18 protein-coding genes and 1 pseudogene are annotated in these 20434 nt (G+C 71.6%); 15 read left to right on the forward strand and 4 right to left on the reverse strand.

Annotated features, from left to right (window positions below):
* The 9 genes and pseudogenes from AC30CM_RS17770 to AC30CM_RS17810 form a co-directional block, all read left to right on the forward strand.
* Positions 1-1006: pseudogene (locus tag AC30CM_RS17770) on the forward strand (NAD(P)H-hydrate dehydratase); the annotation flags it as partial.
* A gap of 75 nt (positions 1007-1081) precedes the next feature.
* Positions 1082-2473 (forward strand): glutamate decarboxylase, encoded by a 1392-nt coding sequence (gene gad, locus AC30CM_RS17775; protein ID WP_490118223.1) that lies wholly within the window; start codon positions 1082-1084, stop codon positions 2471-2473.
* Positions 2474-2479: 6 nt separating this feature from the next.
* A complete protein-coding gene (alr, locus tag AC30CM_RS17780) occupies positions 2480-3673 on the forward strand; it encodes an alanine racemase (RefSeq protein ID WP_490118276.1) in 1194 nt (397 codons plus the stop codon).
* A gap of 20 nt (positions 3674-3693) precedes the next feature.
* Positions 3694-4782: an alpha/beta fold hydrolase gene (locus AC30CM_RS17785; protein WP_490118224.1), complete on the forward strand. Its 1089-nt coding sequence runs from the start codon at positions 3694-3696 to the stop codon at positions 4780-4782.
* Complete coding sequence (gene tsaE, locus AC30CM_RS17790) at positions 4775-5263, forward strand: tRNA (adenosine(37)-N6)-threonylcarbamoyltransferase complex ATPase subunit type 1 TsaE (RefSeq protein ID WP_490118225.1); 489 nt, start codon at positions 4775-4777, stop codon at positions 5261-5263. Before AC30CM_RS17785 ends, tsaE begins: the two co-directional genes overlap by 8 nt.
* Positions 5260-5886 carry a tRNA (adenosine(37)-N6)-threonylcarbamoyltransferase complex dimerization subunit type 1 TsaB gene (gene tsaB, locus AC30CM_RS17795; protein ID WP_490118226.1) on the forward strand — a complete coding sequence of 209 codons (627 nt, stop codon included), beginning with the start codon at positions 5260-5262 and terminating at the stop codon, positions 5884-5886. The genes tsaE and tsaB overlap by 4 nt, the downstream gene beginning before the upstream one ends.
* Positions 5883-6347, forward strand: a complete 465-nt coding sequence (gene rimI, locus AC30CM_RS17800; protein WP_490118227.1) for a ribosomal protein S18-alanine N-acetyltransferase — start codon at positions 5883-5885, stop codon at positions 6345-6347. Before tsaB ends, rimI begins: the two co-directional genes overlap by 4 nt.
* 1 nt (position 6348) lies before the next feature.
* The gene (tsaD, locus tag AC30CM_RS17805) at positions 6349-7374 is read left to right on the forward strand and encodes a tRNA (adenosine(37)-N6)-threonylcarbamoyltransferase complex transferase subunit TsaD (protein ID WP_490118228.1); all 1026 of its coding nucleotides are present in this window, start codon (positions 6349-6351) and stop codon (positions 7372-7374) included.
* Positions 7371-7835, forward strand: coding sequence for a nuclear transport factor 2 family protein (locus AC30CM_RS17810; RefSeq protein ID WP_490118229.1), 465 nt, complete (start codon positions 7371-7373; stop codon positions 7833-7835). Before tsaD ends, AC30CM_RS17810 begins: the two co-directional genes overlap by 4 nt.
* A 3-nt stretch (positions 7836-7838) precedes the next feature.
* Here the strand turns inward: AC30CM_RS17810 and AC30CM_RS17815 are convergent, their stop codons facing one another.
* From AC30CM_RS17815 to AC30CM_RS17830, 4 genes are all read right to left on the reverse strand, one after another.
* A complete protein-coding gene (locus AC30CM_RS17815; protein WP_490118230.1) occupies positions 7839-8900 on the reverse strand; it encodes a GGDEF domain-containing protein in 1062 nt (353 codons plus the stop codon).
* Between the two features lie 85 nt (positions 8901-8985).
* Positions 8986-10521 carry an HNH endonuclease signature motif containing protein gene (locus AC30CM_RS17820; protein ID WP_490118231.1) on the reverse strand — a complete coding sequence of 512 codons (1536 nt, stop codon included), beginning with the start codon at positions 10519-10521 and terminating at the stop codon, positions 8986-8988.
* Between the two features lie 32 nt (positions 10522-10553).
* The gene (locus tag AC30CM_RS17825) at positions 10554-11594 is read right to left on the reverse strand and encodes a PucR family transcriptional regulator (protein WP_490118232.1); all 1041 of its coding nucleotides are present in this window, start codon (positions 11592-11594) and stop codon (positions 10554-10556) included.
* Between the two features lie 89 nt (positions 11595-11683).
* Entirely contained in the window at positions 11684-13114 is a 1431-nt protein-coding gene (locus AC30CM_RS17830) for an APC family permease (protein WP_490118233.1), read from the reverse strand.
* A 161-nt stretch (positions 13115-13275) separates the two neighbouring features.
* Between AC30CM_RS17830 and AC30CM_RS17835 the strand changes: the two genes are divergently transcribed.
* The 6 genes from AC30CM_RS17835 to AC30CM_RS17860 all read left to right on the forward strand — a co-directional run bounded on the left by AC30CM_RS17835 (position 13276) and on the right by AC30CM_RS17860 (position 20329).
* Complete coding sequence (locus tag AC30CM_RS17835) at positions 13276-15540, forward strand: propanediol/glycerol family dehydratase large subunit (RefSeq protein WP_490118234.1); 2265 nt, start codon at positions 13276-13278, stop codon at positions 15538-15540.
* Positions 15537-15896: a diol dehydratase small subunit gene (locus tag AC30CM_RS17840; RefSeq protein ID WP_490118235.1), complete on the forward strand. Its 360-nt coding sequence runs from the start codon at positions 15537-15539 to the stop codon at positions 15894-15896. Before AC30CM_RS17835 ends, AC30CM_RS17840 begins: the two co-directional genes overlap by 4 nt.
* Before the next feature lie 13 nt (positions 15897-15909).
* Positions 15910-17520, forward strand: a complete 1611-nt coding sequence (locus tag AC30CM_RS17845) for a diol dehydratase reactivase ATPase-like domain-containing protein (RefSeq protein ID WP_490118236.1) — start codon at positions 15910-15912, stop codon at positions 17518-17520.
* A 154-nt stretch (positions 17521-17674) separates the two neighbouring features.
* Entirely contained in the window at positions 17675-17977 is a 303-nt protein-coding gene (gene groES, locus AC30CM_RS17850; RefSeq protein WP_490118237.1) for a co-chaperone GroES, read from the forward strand.
* A gap of 83 nt (positions 17978-18060) precedes the next feature.
* Positions 18061-19683 (forward strand): chaperonin GroEL, encoded by a 1623-nt coding sequence (groL, locus tag AC30CM_RS17855; protein ID WP_490118238.1) that lies wholly within the window; start codon positions 18061-18063, stop codon positions 19681-19683.
* A gap of 253 nt (positions 19684-19936) precedes the next feature.
* Positions 19937-20329: a DUF2510 domain-containing protein gene (locus AC30CM_RS17860; RefSeq protein WP_490118239.1), complete on the forward strand. Its 393-nt coding sequence runs from the start codon at positions 19937-19939 to the stop codon at positions 20327-20329.
* Positions 20330-20434 lie beyond the last annotated feature (105 nt).

The following is a 20434-nucleotide window of genomic DNA, read 5'->3' on the forward strand; positions in this document are numbered from 1 at the left end:
CGCCGACGTCGCCCGGCGCGGCATCCCGGTGGTCGCCGTCGACGTGCCCAGCGGTGTCGACGTGCAGACCGGCGCGGCCGACGGGCCCCACGTCGAGGCCGCGCTCACTGTCACGTTCGGCGGTTACAAGCCCGTGCACGCCCTGGGGGACTGCGGCCGCGTACGCCTCGTCGACATCGGGCTGGACCTGCCCGAGAGCGACGTCCGCTCCCTGGAGCGCGTCGACGTCGACGCCCGGTGGCCGCGGCCCGGCGCCCGTGACGACAAGTACTCCCAGGGCGTCACCGGGGTCCTGGCCGGCTCGTCGACCTATCCCGGTGCGGCGATCCTGTGCACCGGCGCCGCCGTCGCCGCGACGTCGGGAATGGTGCGGTACGCGGGCACCGCGGCGGCGGAGGTGGTCGATCACTGGCCCGAGGTCATCGCCACGTCGTCGGCAGGCGAGGCGGGCCGCGTGCAGGCGTGGGTGGTGGGGCCGGGCGTCGGCACCGACGAGGCCGGCGCGGGCGCGTTGCAGTTCGCCTTGGCCACCGACCTGCCGGTGCTGGTGGACGCCGACGCGTTGACCATCCTGGCCGCCCATCCCGACCTGGTGGCCCAGCGCAGTGCACCCACCGTGCTCACGCCGCACGCGGGGGAGTTCGCGCGGCTCGCCGGCCACCCGCCGGGCGACGACCGGGTGGCCGCCACGCGCAGGCTGGCGGCGGCCTTCGGCGCCACGGTGCTGCTGAAGGGCAACGTCACGGTGATCGCCGACCCCGACGGCGCGGTGTACGTCAACCGGGCCGGTCAGTCGTGGGCGGCCACCGCCGGTTCCGGGGACGTGCTGTCCGGCATGATCGGCGCGCTGCTGGCGGCGGGCCTGCCGCCGGGCGAGGCCGCGGCCACCGGCGCCTTCGTGCACGCGCGCGCCGCCGAGTTGGCGGCCCTCGATCCCGGCCCTGCCGCGGCGCCCACGTCGGCGTCGCGCATCGTGCATCACGTCCGTTCCGCAATCGCTCACCTCGCGTCGGACCACCACGCGTCAGACCACCACGCTGCAGACCGTCACGCTTCAGACCACCACTAGGAGGCCCACCCGATGTCACGCCGTCACAAGCACGCCCCGTCGATCTCGCCCGCGTACACGGGGCGGCTGTCGACGTCGCCGGTGCCCTCGCTGCGGATGCCCGAGAAGTCCATGGAGCCGCAGGCGGCGTACCGCTTCATCCACGACGAGCTGATGCTCGACGGGAGTTCGCGACTCAACCTCGCGACGTTCGTCACCACGTGGATGGACCCCGAGGCCGAGAAGCTCATGGCCGAGACGTTCGACAAGAACATGATCGACAAGGACGAGTACCCGGCGACGGCCGCCATCGAGCAGCGCTGCGTGTGCATGGTCGCCGACCTGTTCCACGCCGAGGACCTGCGCGACGACGACCCGTCGAGCGCGGTGGGCGTGTCCACGGTGGGCTCCAGCGAGGCCGTCATGCTGGCGGGCCTGGCGATGAGCTGGCGCTGGCGCGCCAAGGTGGGCGACGGCAAGCGGGGGTGGCGCAGCCGCAGGCCGAACCTGGTGATGGGATCCAACGTCCAGGTGGTGTGGGAGAAGTTCTGCCGGTACTTCGACGTCGAGCCGATCTACCTGCCGATGGAGGAGGGGCGCTACGTCATCACCCCGCAGCAGGTGCTCGATGCGGTCAACGAGGACACCATCGGCGTGGTCGCGATCCTCGGGACCACCTACACCGGCGAACTGGAGCCCATCGCCGAGATCTGCGAGGCGCTCGACGGCCTGGCGGCAGGCGGCGGCGTCGACGTCCCGGTGCACGTCGACGCGGCCAGCGGCGGGTTCGTGGTGCCGTTCCTGCACCCCGACGTCGTGTGGGACTTCCGGTTGCCGCGGGTGGTGTCGATCAACGTCAGCGGGCACAAGTACGGGCTGACCTACCCGGGCATCGGGTTCGTGGTGTGGCGCAGCGCCGAACACCTGCCCGAGGAGCTGGTGTTCCGCGTCAACTACCTGGGCGGTGACATGCCCACGTTCACGCTGAACTTCTCCAAGGGCGGCAACCAGGTGGTGGGGCAGTACTACAACTTCCTGCGGCTGGGGCGTGCCGGCTACTCCAAGGTCATGCACTGTCTGTCGGACACCGCCCGCTGGCTGGGTGATCAGCTGCGGGAGAGCGAGCACTTCGAGCTGATCTCGGACGGTTCGGCCATCCCGGTCGTGGCGTTCCGGCTGTCCGGCAAGCGCGCCTACACCGAGTTCGACGTGTCGCACGCGCTGCGGTCCTACGGCTGGCAGGTGCCCGCGTACACCATGCCCGACGACGCCACCGACGTGGCCGTGCTGCGCGTGGTGGTGCGCGAGGGCTTCTCCGCGGACCTCGCCCGCGCGTTGCGCGACGACACGATCTCGGTGCTCGCGTCGCTCGACGAACTCAAGCCCAACGGCCACTTCGACGAGGTGCAGCCCTTCGCGCACTAGCCGCCTCTGGGATACTCGGTCGTGACCATGCACACCACCGACCCCACCCCCGATACCAGGACCGTCCCGCACGCCGCGACCGCGGTCGTGGACCTGGCCGCCATCGCGCACAACGTGCGGGTGTTGCGCGAGCGCGCCGGCGCGGCGGGCGTGATGGCCGTGGTGAAGGCCGACGGCTACGGCCACGGGGCGCTGCAGGTGGCGCGCACGGCGCTGGCGGCGGGGGCCGCCGAGATCGGGGTCGCGACGGTCGCCGAGGCCCTCGACCTGCGGCGCGCGGGGTTCGACGGGCCGCTGCTGGCGTGGCTGCACGGCCCCGACGTCGATTTCGCGCCCGCCGTGGCCGCCGACGTGCAGCTCGCGGTGTCCTCGCGGCGCCAGCTCGCCGGGGTGCTGGCCGCGGTCGAGAGCACGGGCCGGCCCGCGACGCTGACGGTCAAGGTGGACAGCGGACTCAGCCGCAACGGCGCGAGCCCCGGGGAGTTCGAGGCCCTGCTGCCCGAGTTGGGGCGCGCAGCGGCGGGTGAGCAGGTGCGGCTGCGGGGCATCATGTCGCACCTGGCGTGCGGCGACGAGCCGGACAGTCCCGTCAACGACGCTCAGGTGCAACGTCTTTCGGCGGCTCGCCGGCAGGCGCTCGCGGCGGGCGTGGCCTTCGACGTGGCGCACCTGGCGAATTCGCCTGCGGCCATGACGCGGTCGGACCTCGCCTTCGACCTGGTGCGTCCCGGCATCGCGGTGTACGGGCAGTCGCCCATTCCCGCGCGCGGTGACATGGGTCTGGTGCCGGCGATGACGTTGACGTGTCCGGTGGCGATGGTGCGGTCGCTGCCTGCCGGTGCGGGGGTGTCCTACGGGCACACGTGGATCGCCGAGCGCGACACCACCGTTGCCCTGCTGCCGCTCGGTTACGCCGACGGCATCTTCCGTGGCCTGTCGGGCAGGTTCGACGTCCTGCTCGGGGGACGGTTGCGGCGCAGCGTCGGTCGCGTGTGCATGGACCAGTTCGTGGTGGATCTGGGGCCGGGACCCGTCGACGTCGCCGAGGGCGACGTCGCGGTGCTGTTCGGGCCGGGCACCCACGGCGAGCAGACGGCGCAGGACTGGGCCGACGCGCTGGGCACCATCACCTACGAGATCGTGACGAGCGTGCGGGGGCGGGTCAACCGCGCGTACGCCACCGACGGCGGACCGCGTTGAGCGAGCGGCGGCGCGGGCGAATGCGCCACGCGCAGTGGATGGCCGGGGCTGCCGGGCTGGCGGCCGTCGGTGGCCTCGCCGGAACGACGGTGGCGCGCTCGCTCACCCGTCGGGTCACCGACGACGATCCGTACGCCCACGACGACTTCGAACTCCTGGATGCCGACCGCAGCTACGTCGTCACCACCGACGACGGGGTGCCGCTGGCGGTGCGGGAGGTGGGTCCGGAGAATGCCGCGCTGACCGTCGTCTTCGCACACGGCTTCTGTCTTCGCATGGGAGCGTTCTACTTTCAGCGGCTCCGGCTCACCGAGCTGTGGGGCGACCAGGTGCGCATGGTGTTCTACGACCAGCGCGGGCACGGACGGTCCGGGGACGCTGCGCCGGACACGTTCACGGTGCCGCAGCTGGGCAAGGACCTGGAGGCGGTGCTGGCCGTCATGGCGCCGACGGGGCCGGTGGTGCTCGTCGGGCACTCGATGGGCGGCATGACCGTGCTCTCGCACGCCAGGCAGTTCCCCAAGCGCTACAAGTCGCGAATCGTCGGCGTGGCCCTCATCTCCTCTGCCGCCGAGGGGGTTTCGCGGTCTCCGCTGGGCGAGATCCTGCGCAATCCCGTGCTGGAGGCGGCGCGGTTCGCGGCGCGGTACGCGCCCGGGGCGGTGCACCGCACCCGCGGTGCCGCGCGTGCGGTGATCGGTCCCGTGCTGCGGGCGGCGTCCTACGGCGACGAGAAGATCAGTCCCAGCGTGGTGGCGTTCTCCGAACGCATGATGCACGACACGCCCATCGCCACGCTCGTCGGCTTCCTGCACGCTCTCGAGGTGCACGACGAGACCGAGGGCCTGACCACGCTCGCGAAGATCCCCACGCTGGTGGTCTGCGGCGACCGAGACCTGTTGACCCCCATGGAGTATTCGGAGGACATGGCCGATCGCCTACCGAAGTCGGAGCTGCTGATCGTCTGTGGCGCAGGGCATCTGGTGCAACTCGAACAGCCCGAGATCGTCAACGAAGCGTTGGTCCGCCTGGTGGAGCGGGCGACGCCGTCGAAGCTCGTCGCGTTGACGCGACGGCTGCGGGAGCGGGCGGCGCGCAATCATGGCTGAGGGCGGTTACGACATCGAGGACGGTACGGCCGAACTGCCGATGGAGGCGGACACCGTGGCGTTCGGGGCGCGGTTGGGTGCGGGTCTGCGCGCCGGTGACGTGGTGGTGCTGTCGGGTCCGCTGGGCGCGGGAAAGACGGTGGTGGCCCGGGGAATCGCCCAGGCGATGGACGTCGAGGGCAGGATCACCTCGCCGACGTTCGTGTTGGCCCGGGTGCACCCGGCCCGGCAGCCCGGGCGGCCCGCGCTGGTGCACGTCGACGTGTACCGGCTGCTCGAAGGGCATGCCGGGGTGGACGCCGACCTGCTGGCCGAGCTGGATTCGCTGGATCTCGACACCGAGCTGTCCGACGCCGTGGTGGTGGTCGAGTGGGGTGAGGGGCTGGCCGAGCGGCTCTCGGATCGCCACCTCGACGTCCGCTTGGAGCGCAGCGTCACCACCGACGTGCGGACGGCCGTGTGGAAGTGGAGTACGCCATGAGGTTGGTGTTGGTCCTGGACACCGCGACGCCGGCGGTCACCGCGGGCGTGGTGCGGCGCGGGGAGGCCGACGTCGAGGTGCTCGCCGAGCACGTCACGCTCGACGCGCGCGCCCATGCCGAGCAGCTCACCCCGAACGTGCTGGGCGCCATGGCCGATGCGGGGGTGGCGATGGCGGACCTGGATGCGGTGGTGACCGGCTGCGGGCCGGGCCCGTTCACGGGGTTGCGCGTCGGCATGGCGACGGCGGCGGCGTACGGGCACGCGCTCGGGATCCCGGTGTACGGGGTGTGCAGCCTCGACGGCGTCGGCGTCGACACCGCCGGCGAGGCGCTGGTGGTGACCGACGCGCGCCGCCGCGAGGTGTACTGGGCGCGCTACCGCGACGGGATGCGGATCGCGGGCCCCGACGTGGCGGCGCCCGGTGACGTCGACACCGGTGACGCGGTGGCCGTGGCGGGTTCGCCCGAGCACGTCGGCCTGTTCGCGCTGCCGGCGCTGGCGGCGACCTACCCGACGGTGTCGGGGCTGGTGCGCGCCGTCGACTGGGATGCCGCACCGGCGCCGCTGGTGCCGCTGTACCTGCGCCGCCCCGACGCGAAGCCGCGCAGCGAGCAGCGGTGAGTACCGACGTCGTCTACGACGGGCTGCGCATCGGCGACGCCGACCGCTGCGCGGAGCTGGAGGCGCTGCTGTTCCCCGGCGACGACCCCTGGCCCGCGGTGGCGTTCATCCGGGAGGTCGAGAGTCGCCACAACCACTACGTGGCCGCCCGGGTCGGCCGGCTGCTGGTGGGGTACGCGGGGGTCAGCAGGCTGGGCCGTAAGCCGCCGTTCGAGTACGAGGTGCACACCATCGGCGTCGACCCGGAGTTCCAGGGGCGGGGCATCGGCCGTGAGCTGATGATCCGGCTGCTCGACATCGCGGCCGGCGGTGCGGTGTTCCTGGAGGTGCGCACCGACAACGAGCCGGCGTTGCGGCTGTACGAGAGCCTGGGGTTCGCGAAGGTGGGGCTGCGCAAGCGGTACTACCGGGTGAGCGGGGCCGACGCGTACACCATGCGTCGCGATCCAGAGGGAACCTGACATGACGATCATCCTGGCCATCGAGAGTTCGTGCGACGAAACGGGCGTCGGCATCTGCGAATTGGCGCCCGACGGCACGGTGCGGCTGCTGGCCGACGAGGTGGCCTCCAGCGTCGAGGAGCACGTGCGGTTCGGCGGCGTGGTGCCGGAGATCGCGTCGCGTGCGCACCTGGAGGCCCTGGGGCCGACGATGCGTCGCGCGCTGGCCGCCGCGGGCGTCGAGCGGCCCAACGTGGTGGCCGCCACCATCGGACCGGGCCTGGCCGGGGCGCTGCTGGTGGGCGTCGCCGCGGCCAAGGCGTACGCCGCGGCGTGGGGCGTGCCGTTCTACGCGGTGAACCACCTGGGCGGGCATCTGGCGGCCGACGTGTACGAGCACGGCCCGCTGCCGGAGAGCGTCGGGCTGCTGATCTCGGGTGGGCACACCCACCTGCTGCACGTGCGGTCGCTCGGCGAGCCGATCGTCGAGTTGGGCAGCACCGTCGACGACGCGGCGGGGGAGGCCTACGACAAGGTGGCCCGGCTGCTGGGGCTCGGCTATCCGGGCGGGCGGCCGCTCGACGAGCTGGCGCGCACGGGTGACCCTGCGGCCGTGGTGTTCCCGCGGGGCATGACGGGTCCGCGCGACGACCCGTACGCGTTCAGCTTCAGCGGGCTCAAGACGGCGGTGGCCCGGTACGTGGAGAGTCATCCGGAGGCGTCGACGGCGGACGTGGCGGCGGGTTTCCAGGAGGCGGTGGCCGACGTGTTGACGCGCAAGGCGTTGCGGGCGGTGGCCGATCTCGGGGTGTCGACGTTGCTGATCGCCGGTGGGGTGGCCGCGAACTCGCGATTGCGGGAGCTGGCCGAGGAGCGCTGTGCCGCAGCGGGTGTGACGCTGCGGGTGCCGCGGCCGCGGCTGTGCACCGACAACGGCGCCATGATCGCGTCGTTCGCCGCGCACCTGATCGCCGCGGGCGCGGCGCCGTCGGCGCTCGACGTGCCGAGCGACCCCGGGCTGCCGGTGCTGGTGGGGCATGTGTCGTGACCGGCGACGCCTTGGACCCGGTGCGCGACGTCGCGGACAAGCTGGCGATCGTCGACTTGCTGTACCGCTATGCCGAGTTGATCGATGCCGGCGACTTCGACGGTGTCGGCGAGCTGCTGGGTGGCGGGACCTTCATGGGCGTGGCGGGGGCGGCGCGCATCGCCGGGTTGTTCGCGGCCACCACGCGCCGGTTCCCGGAGCACGGCAACACCCCGCGCACGCGGCACCTGGTGTCCAACCCGATCGTCGAGCTGGCGGGTGACGTCGCGGCGGCGCGGTCGACGTTCTGCGTCGTGCAGCAGACCGACGCCGTGGCCCTGCAGCCCGTCGCGGTGGGCCGCTACGCCGACGAGTTCGCGCGCGGCGACGCGGGGTGGCACTTCACGTCGCGCACGGTGGCGTTGGAGATGACCGGCGACGTGTCCGATCACCTGCTGATCGACCCGCGGCAGCTGGGCTGACCGTCAGGCGGCGGCTTGGCGAATCTGGTTGCCGCCGGCGCGCTTCGCCTCGTACATGGCCATGTCGGCCGAGGCGACGACGCGTTCGATCAGCAACCGCGGGTCGGCGTCGGGGTCGCGCACGGTGACTCCGGCCACGCCGAGGCTGGCGGTGACACCCCAGCGGTTGGCGGCGATGGCCGAGCAGAGCCGGCGGGCCAGCAGCTCCATGTCGCGGGGCGGGGCGGCCTGGGCGACCAGGAATTCCTCACCGCCGACGCGGGCGGTGATCACGCCGTGGCCGCTGACGCTGCGCAGCGTGGTGGCCACCTCGACGATGACCCGGTCTCCGACGGTGTGGCCCAGGGTGTCGTTGAGGGTCTTGAAGCCGTCGAGGTCGATCATCACCACGCTGAAGCTGCCGGAGCCGCGGGCGGCGGCGTCGGCGATGAGGGTGCGCGCGGACCGGCGGAAGCCCCGCCGATTGGTCAGGCCGGTCAGCGGGTCGGTGGACACGGCGTCGTTCCAGAGCAGTCGCACCAGGATCTGCCCGCCCAGCGGCACCGTCAGCAGGCCGGCGGTGGACAGCAGGAGCACGGCCGCCCCGAGCGCCGTGTCGCCGGCCAGCGCCGTGCGGACGGTGCAGGCGACGGCGGTGGCGATGGCGACGCCGACGGTGAACACCAGCAGCCGGGGGCCGTGGAAGGACGCCACGTAGGCGCCGAGGCCGACGAACGCCCAGCAGGCCAGCAGGCCCACGTGGGGATCGGCCGGGGTGAGGGCGGTGACGGTGACGCCGGCGCTGCCCGCGACCGAGAAGATCGCCGACTGGCGTCTGCTGGGCCAGCGCACGGCGTAGGCGATGCCCATGCCCGCGAACCCGGCGGCGATCACCCAGACGACCGTTTGGGCGAGCCCGTGCTGGCCGTCGGGGCTGAGCGAGATGAGTAGCAGCGAGAGGGCGAGGACGGCGCCGACCGCGGTCATCGTCGCGCGCGACACGGCCATGAGCCGGCGCGACACGAGGTAGCCCGACAGCCACTCGTAACGGTCCGGCTGTCGCCACCACTGGCGGACGTGGTTCACCCGCGGCCCCCAATGCTCTGCTGCCGGTGATGGTACCCAGCCGAACCGCCGCGCTGACCGGATCGGCCGGTTCGGCCGCCTGCGCTCAGAACGGTGGGGGTCTACCCCGTTCGGCGGCCGCGGCGTTGAGCCCCCGTTCGGCGCGGATGCGTTGGGCGCGGGCTCGGCTGCGCGTGCGGCGGCGCAGCGGCATCCGCGCGGTGCGATCGGCGCCCCGGGGAGTCGGGCGGCCGGACGGGTCGGGCGCGGCGGGCGGGGCGGACGGGGCGGGCGGAGCGGAGGTGGGCACGGGCCAGCGTTCGAAGAACAGGCTCGCCGCGGGCCGTGTCGCGTACCCGTGCCCGGTGGGACTGGTCAGCAACACCGTCCCGTCGGGGAACTGACGCTCCGACCAGCCCGGCCAGAACGTCTTGATGAGATGGTGAATCCGGCAGTAGCACTTCAGGTTTCCGGCGTGGGTGGCCCCTGCGGGGTAGGCGACGGTGTGGTCGACGTCGGTCCGCGTCGCGGGTCGGTGGCAGCCGGGGAAGCGGCATGTGAGGTCGCGTAGGCGCACGAAGCGGTCCAGTCCGGCGCCGGGACGGTAACGTTCCTCGGCGGCCAGCGGTGGACCGGCCACGGGGCTGACCTTGGCACCCCGCGCGACCAGTTCGGCCAGCAGGGGTGCAGGGATGACGCCACCGCCGACGACCAGGCCCGCCTTGCCGCGCGGTGTGACGGCAGCGGCGTGGTCGTCGGAGAGCGGCCCTTCGCCGTCGAGCAGGGGATCGACCGGGCTCTCGATGCCGGCCTGCTCGGCGATGACGTGGATCCGTACGCTGCCTGCCCGTTCGTCGTCGACGGTCGCGCCGGGGCAGTCGGGTCGCTCGCACCGGCACGTCAGGTGATCGGCGCCCACGGCCAGCGCACCGAGCGCGTCGGCGCGGCGCTGGGCGACGGTCCGGGGATCGTCGTGGCAGACGTGCTCGACGATCTGGCCGAGACGTTCGTCGAGCAACTGGGCGTCGGTGGCGTACAGCCGCCCCCACACGTCGGCGATGCCGTGCTCGTTGCCCTGCCCGATGCGAAACTCGCGGCTGCGTGCGGCGTAACGGCTGCGCCGCACCCCGCCGGGATCGATCCCGTCGACGAGCAGGTCGAGTTTCTTGGTCAGCATGTACTCCGACAGCGGGCCCCAGCCCAGGATCACCTCGGCGATGGCGGCGTCGACAGCGGCCAACGCGTCGGGGTCCTGGACCAGGCGCGTGCGGTCGTCGACGATCCACACCCGGCGAGCGCTGAGCTGCCCCGCGAGGAACAGAGCGGCCACCGTGGGCAGCCGGTCGCGCAGCGTGACGGCCAGGTCCAGTTCCCCCGTGGCCCGGCCGTGGCTGACGTTCAGTGCCGCAGCCACTTCCGCGGCGGCGGCGTCCCAGTCGTCGGCTGCCCAATGCGCGTGCTCGCCGGTGACGCGTCGCCGCTGCAGCTCCGCCAGGGCGGCGTACTTGCGGGCGTCCGCGGCGGCGCTCACCGTCGCCCAGCCCGTCACGGCGTCGATCAGCGCGGCATCGTCGAGCGCCGGCAACGCCTCGGGATCCGGCAACTCGAACACGTGTTCGACACTACCGTCGGAGTCGGACACGCCGCTACGCCGGCGGAGTCGGACACGCCCCCTCACGTCGGAGGCGGACCCCCACGCGCCGCACTGATCTGGTGCACCCGCACGCTCACCTCCAACTGGAACCGGTCGGCGGGATTCTTCAGCGACAGTCCGGTGAGGTCCTCGATGAGCTTGATCCGGTACAGCAGCGAGTGCCGGTTGAGGTACAGCGCGCGGGCGGCGGCGCTGATGTTGGTGGCCTCGTAGAGCAGCACCTCCAACGTGTGCACCAGCTGGCCGCGCCGCGTCCGGTCGTAGTCCACCAGCGGCTGCAGGGTTTCCAGGATCGTGGCCATGCTCCTGGGGTGGTGGCGCAGTACCTCGGCGAACTGCCGAGGCCCGGGCCCGTCGGGCACCGCCGACGGCGCCACGGTCACCGGCTGTCCCTGCCCGGGTGGCAGCAGCACCCAGCTGGCCAGGTCGTCGGGCAGCGCGGCCTGCTCCCGAGCGCTGCTCACCAGCTCCAGGCCGAGCGCCGCGGGCACCGATGCGGCGAAGTGGCTCATCACCAGGTCGTCGGTGACCGACGACGTCGTGGTCACCCCGGCCTCGTGCGCCACCCGGTCGAGCGCGTCGGCGAACGCGGCCGCGCGGCCCGCCCAGTCCTGGTCGTCGCGTTCCCGTCGGCCGATCGCCATCTGCACCCGGGCGTCGGTGCGCACCGGCGTCACCAGGGGCAGCAGGCTGCGTTGCACGTCGGCGAACGCGATCTCCCACGGCAGCAGCACCAGCGGGAAGCCGTGCTCGTCCGCGAGCGGGATCAGGGTGGCCAGCAGGTCCTCGGTCGGGATCTCGGGCGGCGGGCTCAGCACCACGCCGGCCGCCGGTGACGACATCAGGTAGGTGAGGAACTCGCGGACGCCGGGCTGGCGGGTGTCGGCCCCGGTGGTCAGCACCAGATCGCCTGCGCGGACGAAGGATTCGGCGGGGGCATGCATGATGTCCACCCAGAGGACGGCACGGCTCAGCCCGTGGTGGCCCGCGATCACCGAGCCCCGATCCAGCGGCGGCACCGTCAGCGCCGTCGCCACGGTCGGTGGCGAGTCCGCAGACATGGTGCCCATCTCCTGAGGTCGAACGCGGCAGGTCGCTGACGCCGCCGAGGAACGACGGTATCAGCGACCTGCCGTCGCGTGACCGCCCGCTACGGCGCCGACAGGTCGCTGGGCGCCCGTCCGCTCAGCGCGGCGCCGATCGCCAGGAACACCAGCGGCGCCACGCCGAACACGATCGCCAGCGTCGTCGATCCGCCGACCACCAGGGTCAGGTTCACCACGATCAGCACGACGGCAGCGGCCAGCGCGATGGTCGCGACCACCGCGAGCACGATGACGCCCGTGGGGCCGCCGCGCCGCTTGAAGAACAGCGCGACCGAGATCGTGGTCAGCAGCCACAGGATGGACAGCCCCCAGATGCCCAGGCCGCCCAGCGGGCCGAAGATCTGCAGCACCGGGTCCAGCCCGATGACGACGAAGACGCCCATGATCACCAGCGACACCACGGTGACGACGACCGACGCGTTGGCGGGCGATCCCAGCCGGGGGTGCACCTCGCCGAGCCGCTTCGGCAGCACGTGGTCGCGGCCCAGCACGAAGGTGTACCGCGCGCAGATGTTGTGGAAGGCCAGCGCACAGGCGAACACGCTGACGAACCAGAACAGCGTGGTGAGGTCCTTGCCCAGGATGCCGAGGTACTTCGCGGCGGTGTTCACCATGAAGTTGTCGGGATCGTCCTTGGCCACCTGGATGGCGTCGTGGCCGCCGTTGCCCTCGACCAGGGCCCAGCTGGAGAACGCGTAGAAGCTCGCCACGATGGCGACGGCCCAGTAGGTGGCGCGCGGCACCGTGCGGTCGGGATCCTTGGCCTCGTCGCGGAACACCGCGGTGGCCTCGACGCCGACGAAGCCCCACAGCGCGTACAGCAGCGCGATGCCGACACCGCCCGCGAGCCCGGACGGCGTGAACGAGTCGCCGGTGATGCCCTTGTCGCCGCCCTGCAGCACGATGACGAGGTCGAGCACGACGAGGATCGCCACCTCGGACACCAGGAAGACGCCGAGCACCTTGGCGCTCAGGTCGATGTCGCGGTAGCCGAGGAACGCCACCACCAGCAGCACCACGCCGGTGAGCACCCACCACGGCACGGCGGGACCGTGGAACGCCTCGATGAGGCTGGCCAGGATCACGCCGTCGTAGGCGGCGACGGCGAGCAGGGTGGCCAGGTAGGCGGGCAGCGCCAGCACGGCGGCGCCGGTGCCCAGGGCCTTGCCGAGCCCCTTCTGGATGTAGGCGTAGAAGGCGCCGGTGTCGCTGACGTACTTCGACATGGCCACGAAGCTCGCGGCGAACAGCAGGAAGATCACGCCGGCGACGAGGAAGGCGACCGGGATGCCGGTGGTGTCGCCGAGGGCCATCGCGATCGGCACGTTGCCACCGACGGTCGACAGCGGCGCGGCGGCGGCCACCACCATCAAGACGATGGCCGGCACGCCCAGGTTGCCGCGCAGGTGGGTGCGCTTGGCGTCGGGGGGCGCCTGCGCGCCGCGTCTGTCGTCGTCGTTCACTACCTCGGACATGGTGTTCCTCCTCGGGTCGGGAGAAAGTGTGCGAGACGTCGCATCGGTCTGCCACCGCTCGGCGCAGGTTTCCAACACCTTGTGGTAACCGCTGCACGAGTTGTTGGAAGCCGTCCGTTTGCCGTTGTGACACCGGAGCACTCGGGTCGATGCTGTCTGGCATGCGCGTACCGAGTTCCGAATCCGAGCCCGATCACCGGTTGGGTCGCATCCGCCTGCTCGACGAGCAGCGGGTGAACCTCGACGGTTTCGCCGAACCGGACCCGGAGCTGGGCATGATCTCCCACCTCTCACCGCACGATCCGGAGCCGTCGTGGGTGCTCGACGCCGACGGCGTCGTGGTGGAGATGGACTCGACGCCGGCGGCGGACTTCGACACCATCGACGAGTTCATCGTCCGCTACGCCGTGGACCACGAGATGGCGCCGCGGGCCATGGCGATGAGCGACGTCGAGCTGTCCCGAATGATCGTCGACTCCGGCGTGCCGCGGGCGCAGGTGCTCGAGGTCTGCGCCGGTCTGACACCCGCCAAGATGGCCCGGGTGGTGGCAGGCCTGCATCCGGTCGAGATCCAGATGGCCATGATGAAGATGCGGGCGCGGCGCACTCCGGCCAACCAGGCGCACGTCACCAACCGTCTGGACGACCCGCTGCTCATCGCCGCCGATGCGGCCACCGCCGTCGTCTACGGCTTCCGCGAGCTGGAGGCCACCGTGCCGGTGCTCGACGACGCGCCTGCGGTGGCCGTCGGCCTGCTGATCGGTTCGCAGGTGCCCGCCCCCGGTGCGCTGACGCAGTGCTCGGTGGAGGAGGCCCGCGAGCTGGAACTCGGTGTGCGCGGCCTGGTTTCGTACGCCGAGACGGTGTCGGTGTACGGCACCGAGCAGGTGTTCACCGACGGCGACGACACCCCGTGGTCCAAGGCGTTCCTGACGTCGTCGTACGCCTCGCGCGGTATCAAGATGCGGCTGTCCAGCGGCGCGGGTTCGGAGGTGCTGATGGGCCAGGCCGAACGCAAGTCGATGAACTACCTCGAGGCGCGCTGCGTGGCACTGGCCAAGGGGATCGGCGCGCAAGGCGTGCAGAACGGTGGCATCGACGGCGCGTCGATCACGGCGTCGGTGCCCGGTGGGGTCAAGGAGCTGATCGCCGAGAACCTGATGGTGATGCTGCGCGGCCTCGAATCCTGTAGTGGCAACGACACGTTGGTCTCGGAGTCCACGATGCGTCGCACCAGTCGGACGCTGCCGGTGCTGCTGTCCGGATCGGACTTCATCTTCTCCGGCTTCGGCTCGGTGGTGGCCTACGACAACATGTTCGGGCCGTCCAACTTCAACGCGGCCGACCTCGACGACTACCTGGTGATGCAGCGGGACTGGGGCGTCGACGGCGGGTTGCGCTCGGTGGACCCCACCACGCTGGAGGCCATGCGCCGCAAGGCGGCCGAGGCCACCCGCGCGGTGTTCGAGTACCTGGGACTTGCCGACTTCGACGACGAGCACGTGGAGGCCGTGGTCGCGGCGGCGGGGTCCAAGGACCTACCGAGCACCGACGGCGTGGCGGTGTTGAGCGCGGCCAGGATGATCGACCAGTCCGGGTTGACGGTGCTCGACGTCGTGACCGCGCTGGCCGAGACGGGGTTCGTCGACCTCGCCGATCGGGTGCTCGGCATGGCCCGCGCCCGCGTCACCGGAGACTACCTGCAGGTGGCCGCCATCTTCGACGAGGAGATGAACGTGCTCTCGGCACTGCGGGATCCGAACGACTACCGCGGGCCCGGCACCGGGTATCGGCCGACCCCGGAACGGCAGGCCCAGATCGACGCGGTGCGCCAAGCCCGGTCGGTCACCGATCTGGTCCGGGAGCAGGCGAGTTTCGCCGAACCCGACCGGCTGCGCGACCGCGGTCCGGCACGGGCGGGTGAGGATCCGCGCGAAGTGGTGGTCGGCGTGTCACCGGCGTTCGGCACCAAGCTGTTTCGCACCCTGTCGGGGATGACGATCTACGAGGCGCTGGAGCAGATCCTGGCCGGGCTCGAAGAAGAGCAGTGCGTGCCGCGGCTGGTGCGCGTCGCCGACAGCATCGACCTGGGAGCCATCGGCAAGACGGCGGCGGGGCTGTCCGGCTCCGGCATCGGGGTGGGCCTGCAGGCCAAGGGCACCACGCTGATCCACCGTCGCGACCTGCCGCCGCTGGCGAATCTCGAATTGCTCAGCGTGGCACCGCTCATCACCCCGGAGATGTACCGCCTCGTCGGCATCAACGCCGGCCGCCACGCCAAGGGTGCGACGCCCGCCCCGATGCGCAACGCCTACACCGACGAGGCCATCACCGCCCGTTACCACACGCGCGTCGTCTCGATGGTCGCCATCGAGCGCGGCGCGTGCGCCCGCCGCCCCCACGACGAGATGGAGTTCACCCGATGACCGTGCGATCGCATTCGGGCCGCAGCGTTTCCGAGGTGACCGTCGAGGCCGCCCGCAGCGGCGCGCTGGCGCTCGACGACATCCGCATCAGCCGCGAGACCCTGCAGGCGCAGGCCGACGAGGCGCAGCGCTCGGGGTCGGCCCAGTTGGCGCTGAACCTGCGCCGCGCCGCGGAGCTGACGGCGCTCAGCGCGCAGGACATGCTGGCGGCCTACGAGGCGTTGCGACCGGGCCGATCGACGTTCGCCGAATTGGAGGCCCTCGCGCAACGGCTGACCGAGCAGGACGCGGTGGTGTGCGCCGAGCTGGTCAGGGAGGCCGCGACGGTCTACCGGCGACGCGGCCTGCTGCGATGACGGGGCCGTTCCGATGACGCTCTGGGCGGGCGTCGACGTCGGCAACTCCACGACCGAGGTGGTGCTGTGCCGGGTCGCCGACAACGGCGCCGCGCCCGAGGTGGTGGCCAGCGGGCGCACCCCCACCCGTGGCGGCAAGGGCTCGCGTCGCGCCGTCGAGGGTGCCGCCGCGCTGGTGCGCCGGCTCGCCGAAGCCCACGACGTCGTGGTTCGGCGCGCGGTCTTCGCGCCGACGCCGCCGGTGCATTCGGAGGTCGAGCGGGTGCAGGTGCGGACCCGGGGCACCGGTCGGTTGCGGATCGCGCTGCGCGCGGCGGCGACGACGGCGGGCGACGGCTGTGGCGTGGGAAGACCCGTGCCCGTCGACCGGTTGGGCGACGCGGCCCCCGGTGAGCCGATCGTGGCGTGCGCGTTGCCGCGGTGGGGTTACCGCGACGTGGCGCGGCTGGTGACCGAGGCGGTCGACGCGGGGGTGGTGGTGGTCGCCGTCGTCACGGCCAACGACGAGGCGGTGCTGATCGCCAACCGGGTGACCGCGGCGCTGCCGGTGGTCGACGACGTCGACGTCGAGCCGCTGTTGGCGGCGACGCGGGTGGCCGTCGAGGTGCGCCACGGCGTCGGCCCGTTGCAACGGGTCACCGATCCGTTCTGGTTGGCCGACGCCTTCGGCCTGCGCGACGACGAGCGCGGCGACGCCCGCACCGTCGCCGACGAGCTGTTCGACAGCGCGTGCGCGGTGGTGGCGCTGGGCGCTCCGCCTGCGGATTCCGCTGTGCACCAGCCTGATCCGCCGCGGGCGGTCGACGGGCAGACGCACGTCGTCGCGCTGGCCGACGTCGCGACGCAGGCGCGGGCGCGCCGCGGCTCGGTGGTGACCGACTGCGTGGTGGTGGCGCGGATGGGCGGCGCGGGGGAGGAGGCGCCCGCCGGTGCCGATGCGTTGGCCGCTGCCCTGGGGGTGCCGGTGACGCACGTCGACTCCGAGGCGGCGGCCGCCCGCGTCGGTGCGCTCACCACCCCCGGGGTCACGCCCGACGTCGTGGTGGTCGACGTGGGTGGCGGCACCGTCGACGTCGTCGGCGAGCGGGCGCACGTGGTGCTGCCGGGCGCGGGGCAGCTGCTCACCGTGGCGACGGCCACCGCGCTCGACGTGTCCCGGAGTGCCGCCGAGTACGCCAAGCGCGCCGAGGCGCTCACCGCGGTCACCGTGCAGTTGGTCGAGGACGAGCACGGCAGGCGGCGCTTCCTGGACGCTCCGCTCGACGGGCGCAGCGCAGGCTGGCTGCTGGCGGCGGCGCCCAGCGGGTGGTTGCCCTTCACGGCGCGGCTCTCGGGGGCGGAGTGGCGGGGTTGGCGGCTGGCGGCCAAGCAGCTGGTCATCGGCGGCAACGTGGCGCGCGGCGTAGCCCGGGTGGCGCCTGCGGCCACCGGGTTGCTGCTGGTGGGCGGCGGCGCCGGCGACGACGAGCTGGTGCGCGCGCTGAGCGAGCAGTGCGGCCGCGACGTCACCGTGGGCCGCGGAAACGTGGCTGGCGGCCTGGGGCATCGGTTCGCGGTGGCGTACGGATTGGTGGTGCTGGCGGCAACGGGTGGCACCGCGCACGGACCCACCCTTGAGTGCTAGCACTCGCGTGTATAGAGTGCTAGGTGGCAGGCGGCCAACCCCCTGCGCCGGCACCCGCGACGACGGCGCAACGGGCACGGAAGCGTGCCGACAGCTGGTTGAAACTGGTCCGGGAACCCCCGGGCCGCCACCGAACTAAGTGGAGGGCTCCATCGTGGCGAGCGTGAACATCAAGCCACTCGAGGACAAGATCCTCGTTCAGGCCAACGAGGCCGAGACCACGACCGCGTCCGGTCTGGTCATCCCCGATACCGCCAAGGAGAAGCCGCAGGAAGGCACCGTCGTCGCAGTTGGCCCCGGCCGCTGGGACGATGAGGGCGAGAAGCGCATCCCCCTGGACGTCGCCGAGGGCGACACCGTCATCTACAGCAAGTACGGCGGCACCGAGATCAAGTACGGCGGCGAGGAGTACCTGATCCTCTCGGCCCGCGACGTGCTGGCGGTCGTCAACAAGTAAGCAACCCCCCATGCCCGCCCCGGTGATCCTTCCGTGCTCGTGCGCGGAAGGGCCCGGGGCGGCGTGCTCTTAGGGAGACATGTATGAGCAAGCAGATCGAATTCAACGAAACTGCGCGCCGGGCCATGGAAGTCGGGGTCGACAAGCTCGCCGACGCGGTACGCGTGACGCTCGGCCCGCGTGGCCGTCACGTCGTGCTGGCCAAGGCCTTCGGCGGCCCCACCGTGACCAACGACGGCGTCACCATCGCGCGTGAGATCGACCTCGAGGATCCGTTCGAGAACCTCGGCGCCCAGCTGGTCAAGTCGGTGGCCACCAAGACCAACGACGTCGCAGGCGACGGCACCACCACCGCCACCGTGCTCGCCCAGGCCATCATCAAGGCCGGCCTGCGCAACGTCGCGGCCGGTGCCAACCCCATCGCCGTCGGCGCCGGCATCGCCAAGGCCGCCGACGCCGTGTCGGAGGCCCTGCTGGCCGCCGCCATCCCGGTCAGCGACAAGAGCGGCATCGCCCAGGTGGCCACCGTCTCCTCGCGGGACGAGCTGGTCGGTGACCTCGTCGGCGAGGCCATGACCAAGGTCGGCACCGACGGCGTCGTCACCGTCGAGGAGTCCTCGACGCTGAACACCGAGCTGGAGATCACCGAGGGCGTCGGCTTCGACAAGGGCTTTCTGTCGGCCTACTTCGTCAACGACTTCGACGCGCAGGAAGCGGTCCTCGAGGATGCGCTGGTGCTGCTGCACCGCGAGAAGATCAGCTCGTTGCCGGACCTGCTGCCGCTGCTGGAGAAGGTCGCCGAATCCGGCAAGCCGCTGCTGATCATCGCCGAGGACGTCGAGGGCGAGGCCCTGTCCACGCTGGTGGTCAACGCGATCCGCAAGACGCTGAAGGCCGTCGCCGTCAAGGCGCCGTTCTTCGGCGACCGTCGCAAGGCGTTCCTCGACGACCTCGCCGTCGTCACCGGCGGCCAGGTGGTCAACCCCGACGTGGGCCTGACGCTGCGCGAGGTCGGCCTCGACGTGCTGGGTACCGCCCGCCGCGTCGTGGTCTCCAAGGACAGCACGGTGATCGTCGACGGCGGTGGCACGCAGGACGCCATCGACGGCCGCAAGGCGCAGCTGCGCGCCGAGATCGAGGCCAGCGACTCCGACTGGGACCGCGAGAAGCTCGAGGAGCGCCTCGCCAAGCTGTCCGGCGGCGTGGCCGTCATCAAGGTCGGTGCGGCCACCGAGACCGATCTGAAGAAGCGCAAGGAAGCCGTCGAGGATGCCGTCGCCGCTGCCAAGGCAGCCGTCGAAGAGGGCATCGTCACCGGTGGTGGCGCGTCGCTGGTGCAGGCCCGCTCGGCGCTGAAGGCGCTGCGCGAGTCGCTGTCCGGTGACGAGGCCATCGGCGTCGACGTGTTCGCCTCAGCACTGTCGGCACCGCTGTTCTGGATCGCCACCAACGCCGGTCTCGACGGCGCCGTCGTCGTGAACAAGGTGTCGGAACTGCCTGCGGGACAAGGCTTCAACGCCGCCACGCTGCAGTACGGCGACCTGGTCGCCGACGGCGTGGTGGACCCGGTGAAGGTCACCCGCTCCGCGGTGCTCAACGCCGCCTCGGTGGGCCGCATGGTGCTCACCACCGAGACCGCGATCGTCGAGAAGCCGGCCGAGCCGGAGGACGACGGCCACGGCCACGGCCACGGCCATCACCACTAGGCGCTGACGACGAAGACACCCCCGGTCCCATGGACCGGGGGTGTTCTCGTTGTGTAGCTACGGATCCTTGATTCCTCGGCCTCACCCGCGGCGCGACGGTAGGCGTTCTCGCGGGCAAGTCGTCCCAGAGGCCGAATTCGCGTAGGCCAAAGGGCAAGACGTTGTAAGTGGCCCGGAGCAGTCGTCAGGCTCTCCCTGACGACGGCCAATATTGTCGCAACCGTCAAGTATGGTCACTGTCGAGGGAGAGGGGATGCTCGTGACGGCACCAGGTTGGTATCCGGATCCATCGAATTCGGAGCAGCAGATCTACTGGGACGGTAGTTCGTGGAGTTCGCCCGTGGGAGGGCAGGCTGAAGCCGGCTCGAACAAGAAGGTAGCGGTGGCTATCGGGGTTGGCGTGCTGATCGCAATAGGACTGGTCATGTCGATGCAGTCGGTCAGCCTCTTGACTGGCTCAGGACCGATCTGGACCGGTGTGGCGGTAGTTGCGGCGGGCACCGCGCTCGCGTTCTTCATGGGTGCGGCCACGTGGGTGCGAGTGCTCGCTGCGCTCGTGTTGGCGTTGGCCCTCCTCAACGGGTTCTACATGGAGAAGCAGATTTCCGATAAGCGTGAGGAACTGACCAAGATCTTCGATAACTGACGTTCGCTTGAGTTGATTCGTTCGTTCGCAGCGCCGGACCAATGGCAACTGCATCGCCCGGTACGCCGCCAGATTCTCCGTGACTGAACGAAGATGAGAACACCC

The sequence above is a fragment of the Mycobacterium sp. DHQP2018-32-09 genome (assembly GCF_058148405.1).

Coding starts and splice junctions, on each gene's coding strand:
- gad (WP_490118223.1), top strand. CDS start 1,082: ATGTCACGCCGTCACAAGCACGCCCCGTCGATCTCGCCCGCGTACACG.
- AC30CM_RS17785 (WP_490118224.1), top strand. CDS start 3,694: ATGCGCCACGCGCAGTGGATGGCCGGGGCTGCCGGGCTGGCGGCCGTC.
- tsaE (WP_490118225.1), top strand. CDS start 4,775: ATGGCTGAGGGCGGTTACGACATCGAGGACGGTACGGCCGAACTGCCG.
- tsaB (WP_490118226.1), top strand. CDS start 5,260: ATGAGGTTGGTGTTGGTCCTGGACACCGCGACGCCGGCGGTCACCGCG.
- tsaD (WP_490118228.1), top strand. CDS start 6,349: ATGACGATCATCCTGGCCATCGAGAGTTCGTGCGACGAAACGGGCGTC.
- AC30CM_RS17825 (WP_490118232.1), bottom strand. CDS start 11,594: ATGTCTGCGGACTCGCCACCGACCGTGGCGACGGCGCTGACGGTGCCG.
- AC30CM_RS17830 (WP_490118233.1), bottom strand. CDS start 13,114: ATGTCCGAGGTAGTGAACGACGACGACAGACGCGGCGCGCAGGCGCCC.
- AC30CM_RS17835 (WP_490118234.1), top strand. CDS start 13,276: ATGCGCGTACCGAGTTCCGAATCCGAGCCCGATCACCGGTTGGGTCGC.
- AC30CM_RS17840 (WP_490118235.1), top strand. CDS start 15,537: ATGACCGTGCGATCGCATTCGGGCCGCAGCGTTTCCGAGGTGACCGTC.
- AC30CM_RS17845 (WP_490118236.1), top strand. CDS start 15,910: ATGACGCTCTGGGCGGGCGTCGACGTCGGCAACTCCACGACCGAGGTG.
- groL (WP_490118238.1), top strand. CDS start 18,061: ATGAGCAAGCAGATCGAATTCAACGAAACTGCGCGCCGGGCCATGGAA.
- AC30CM_RS17860 (WP_490118239.1), top strand. CDS start 19,937: ATGCTCGTGACGGCACCAGGTTGGTATCCGGATCCATCGAATTCGGAG.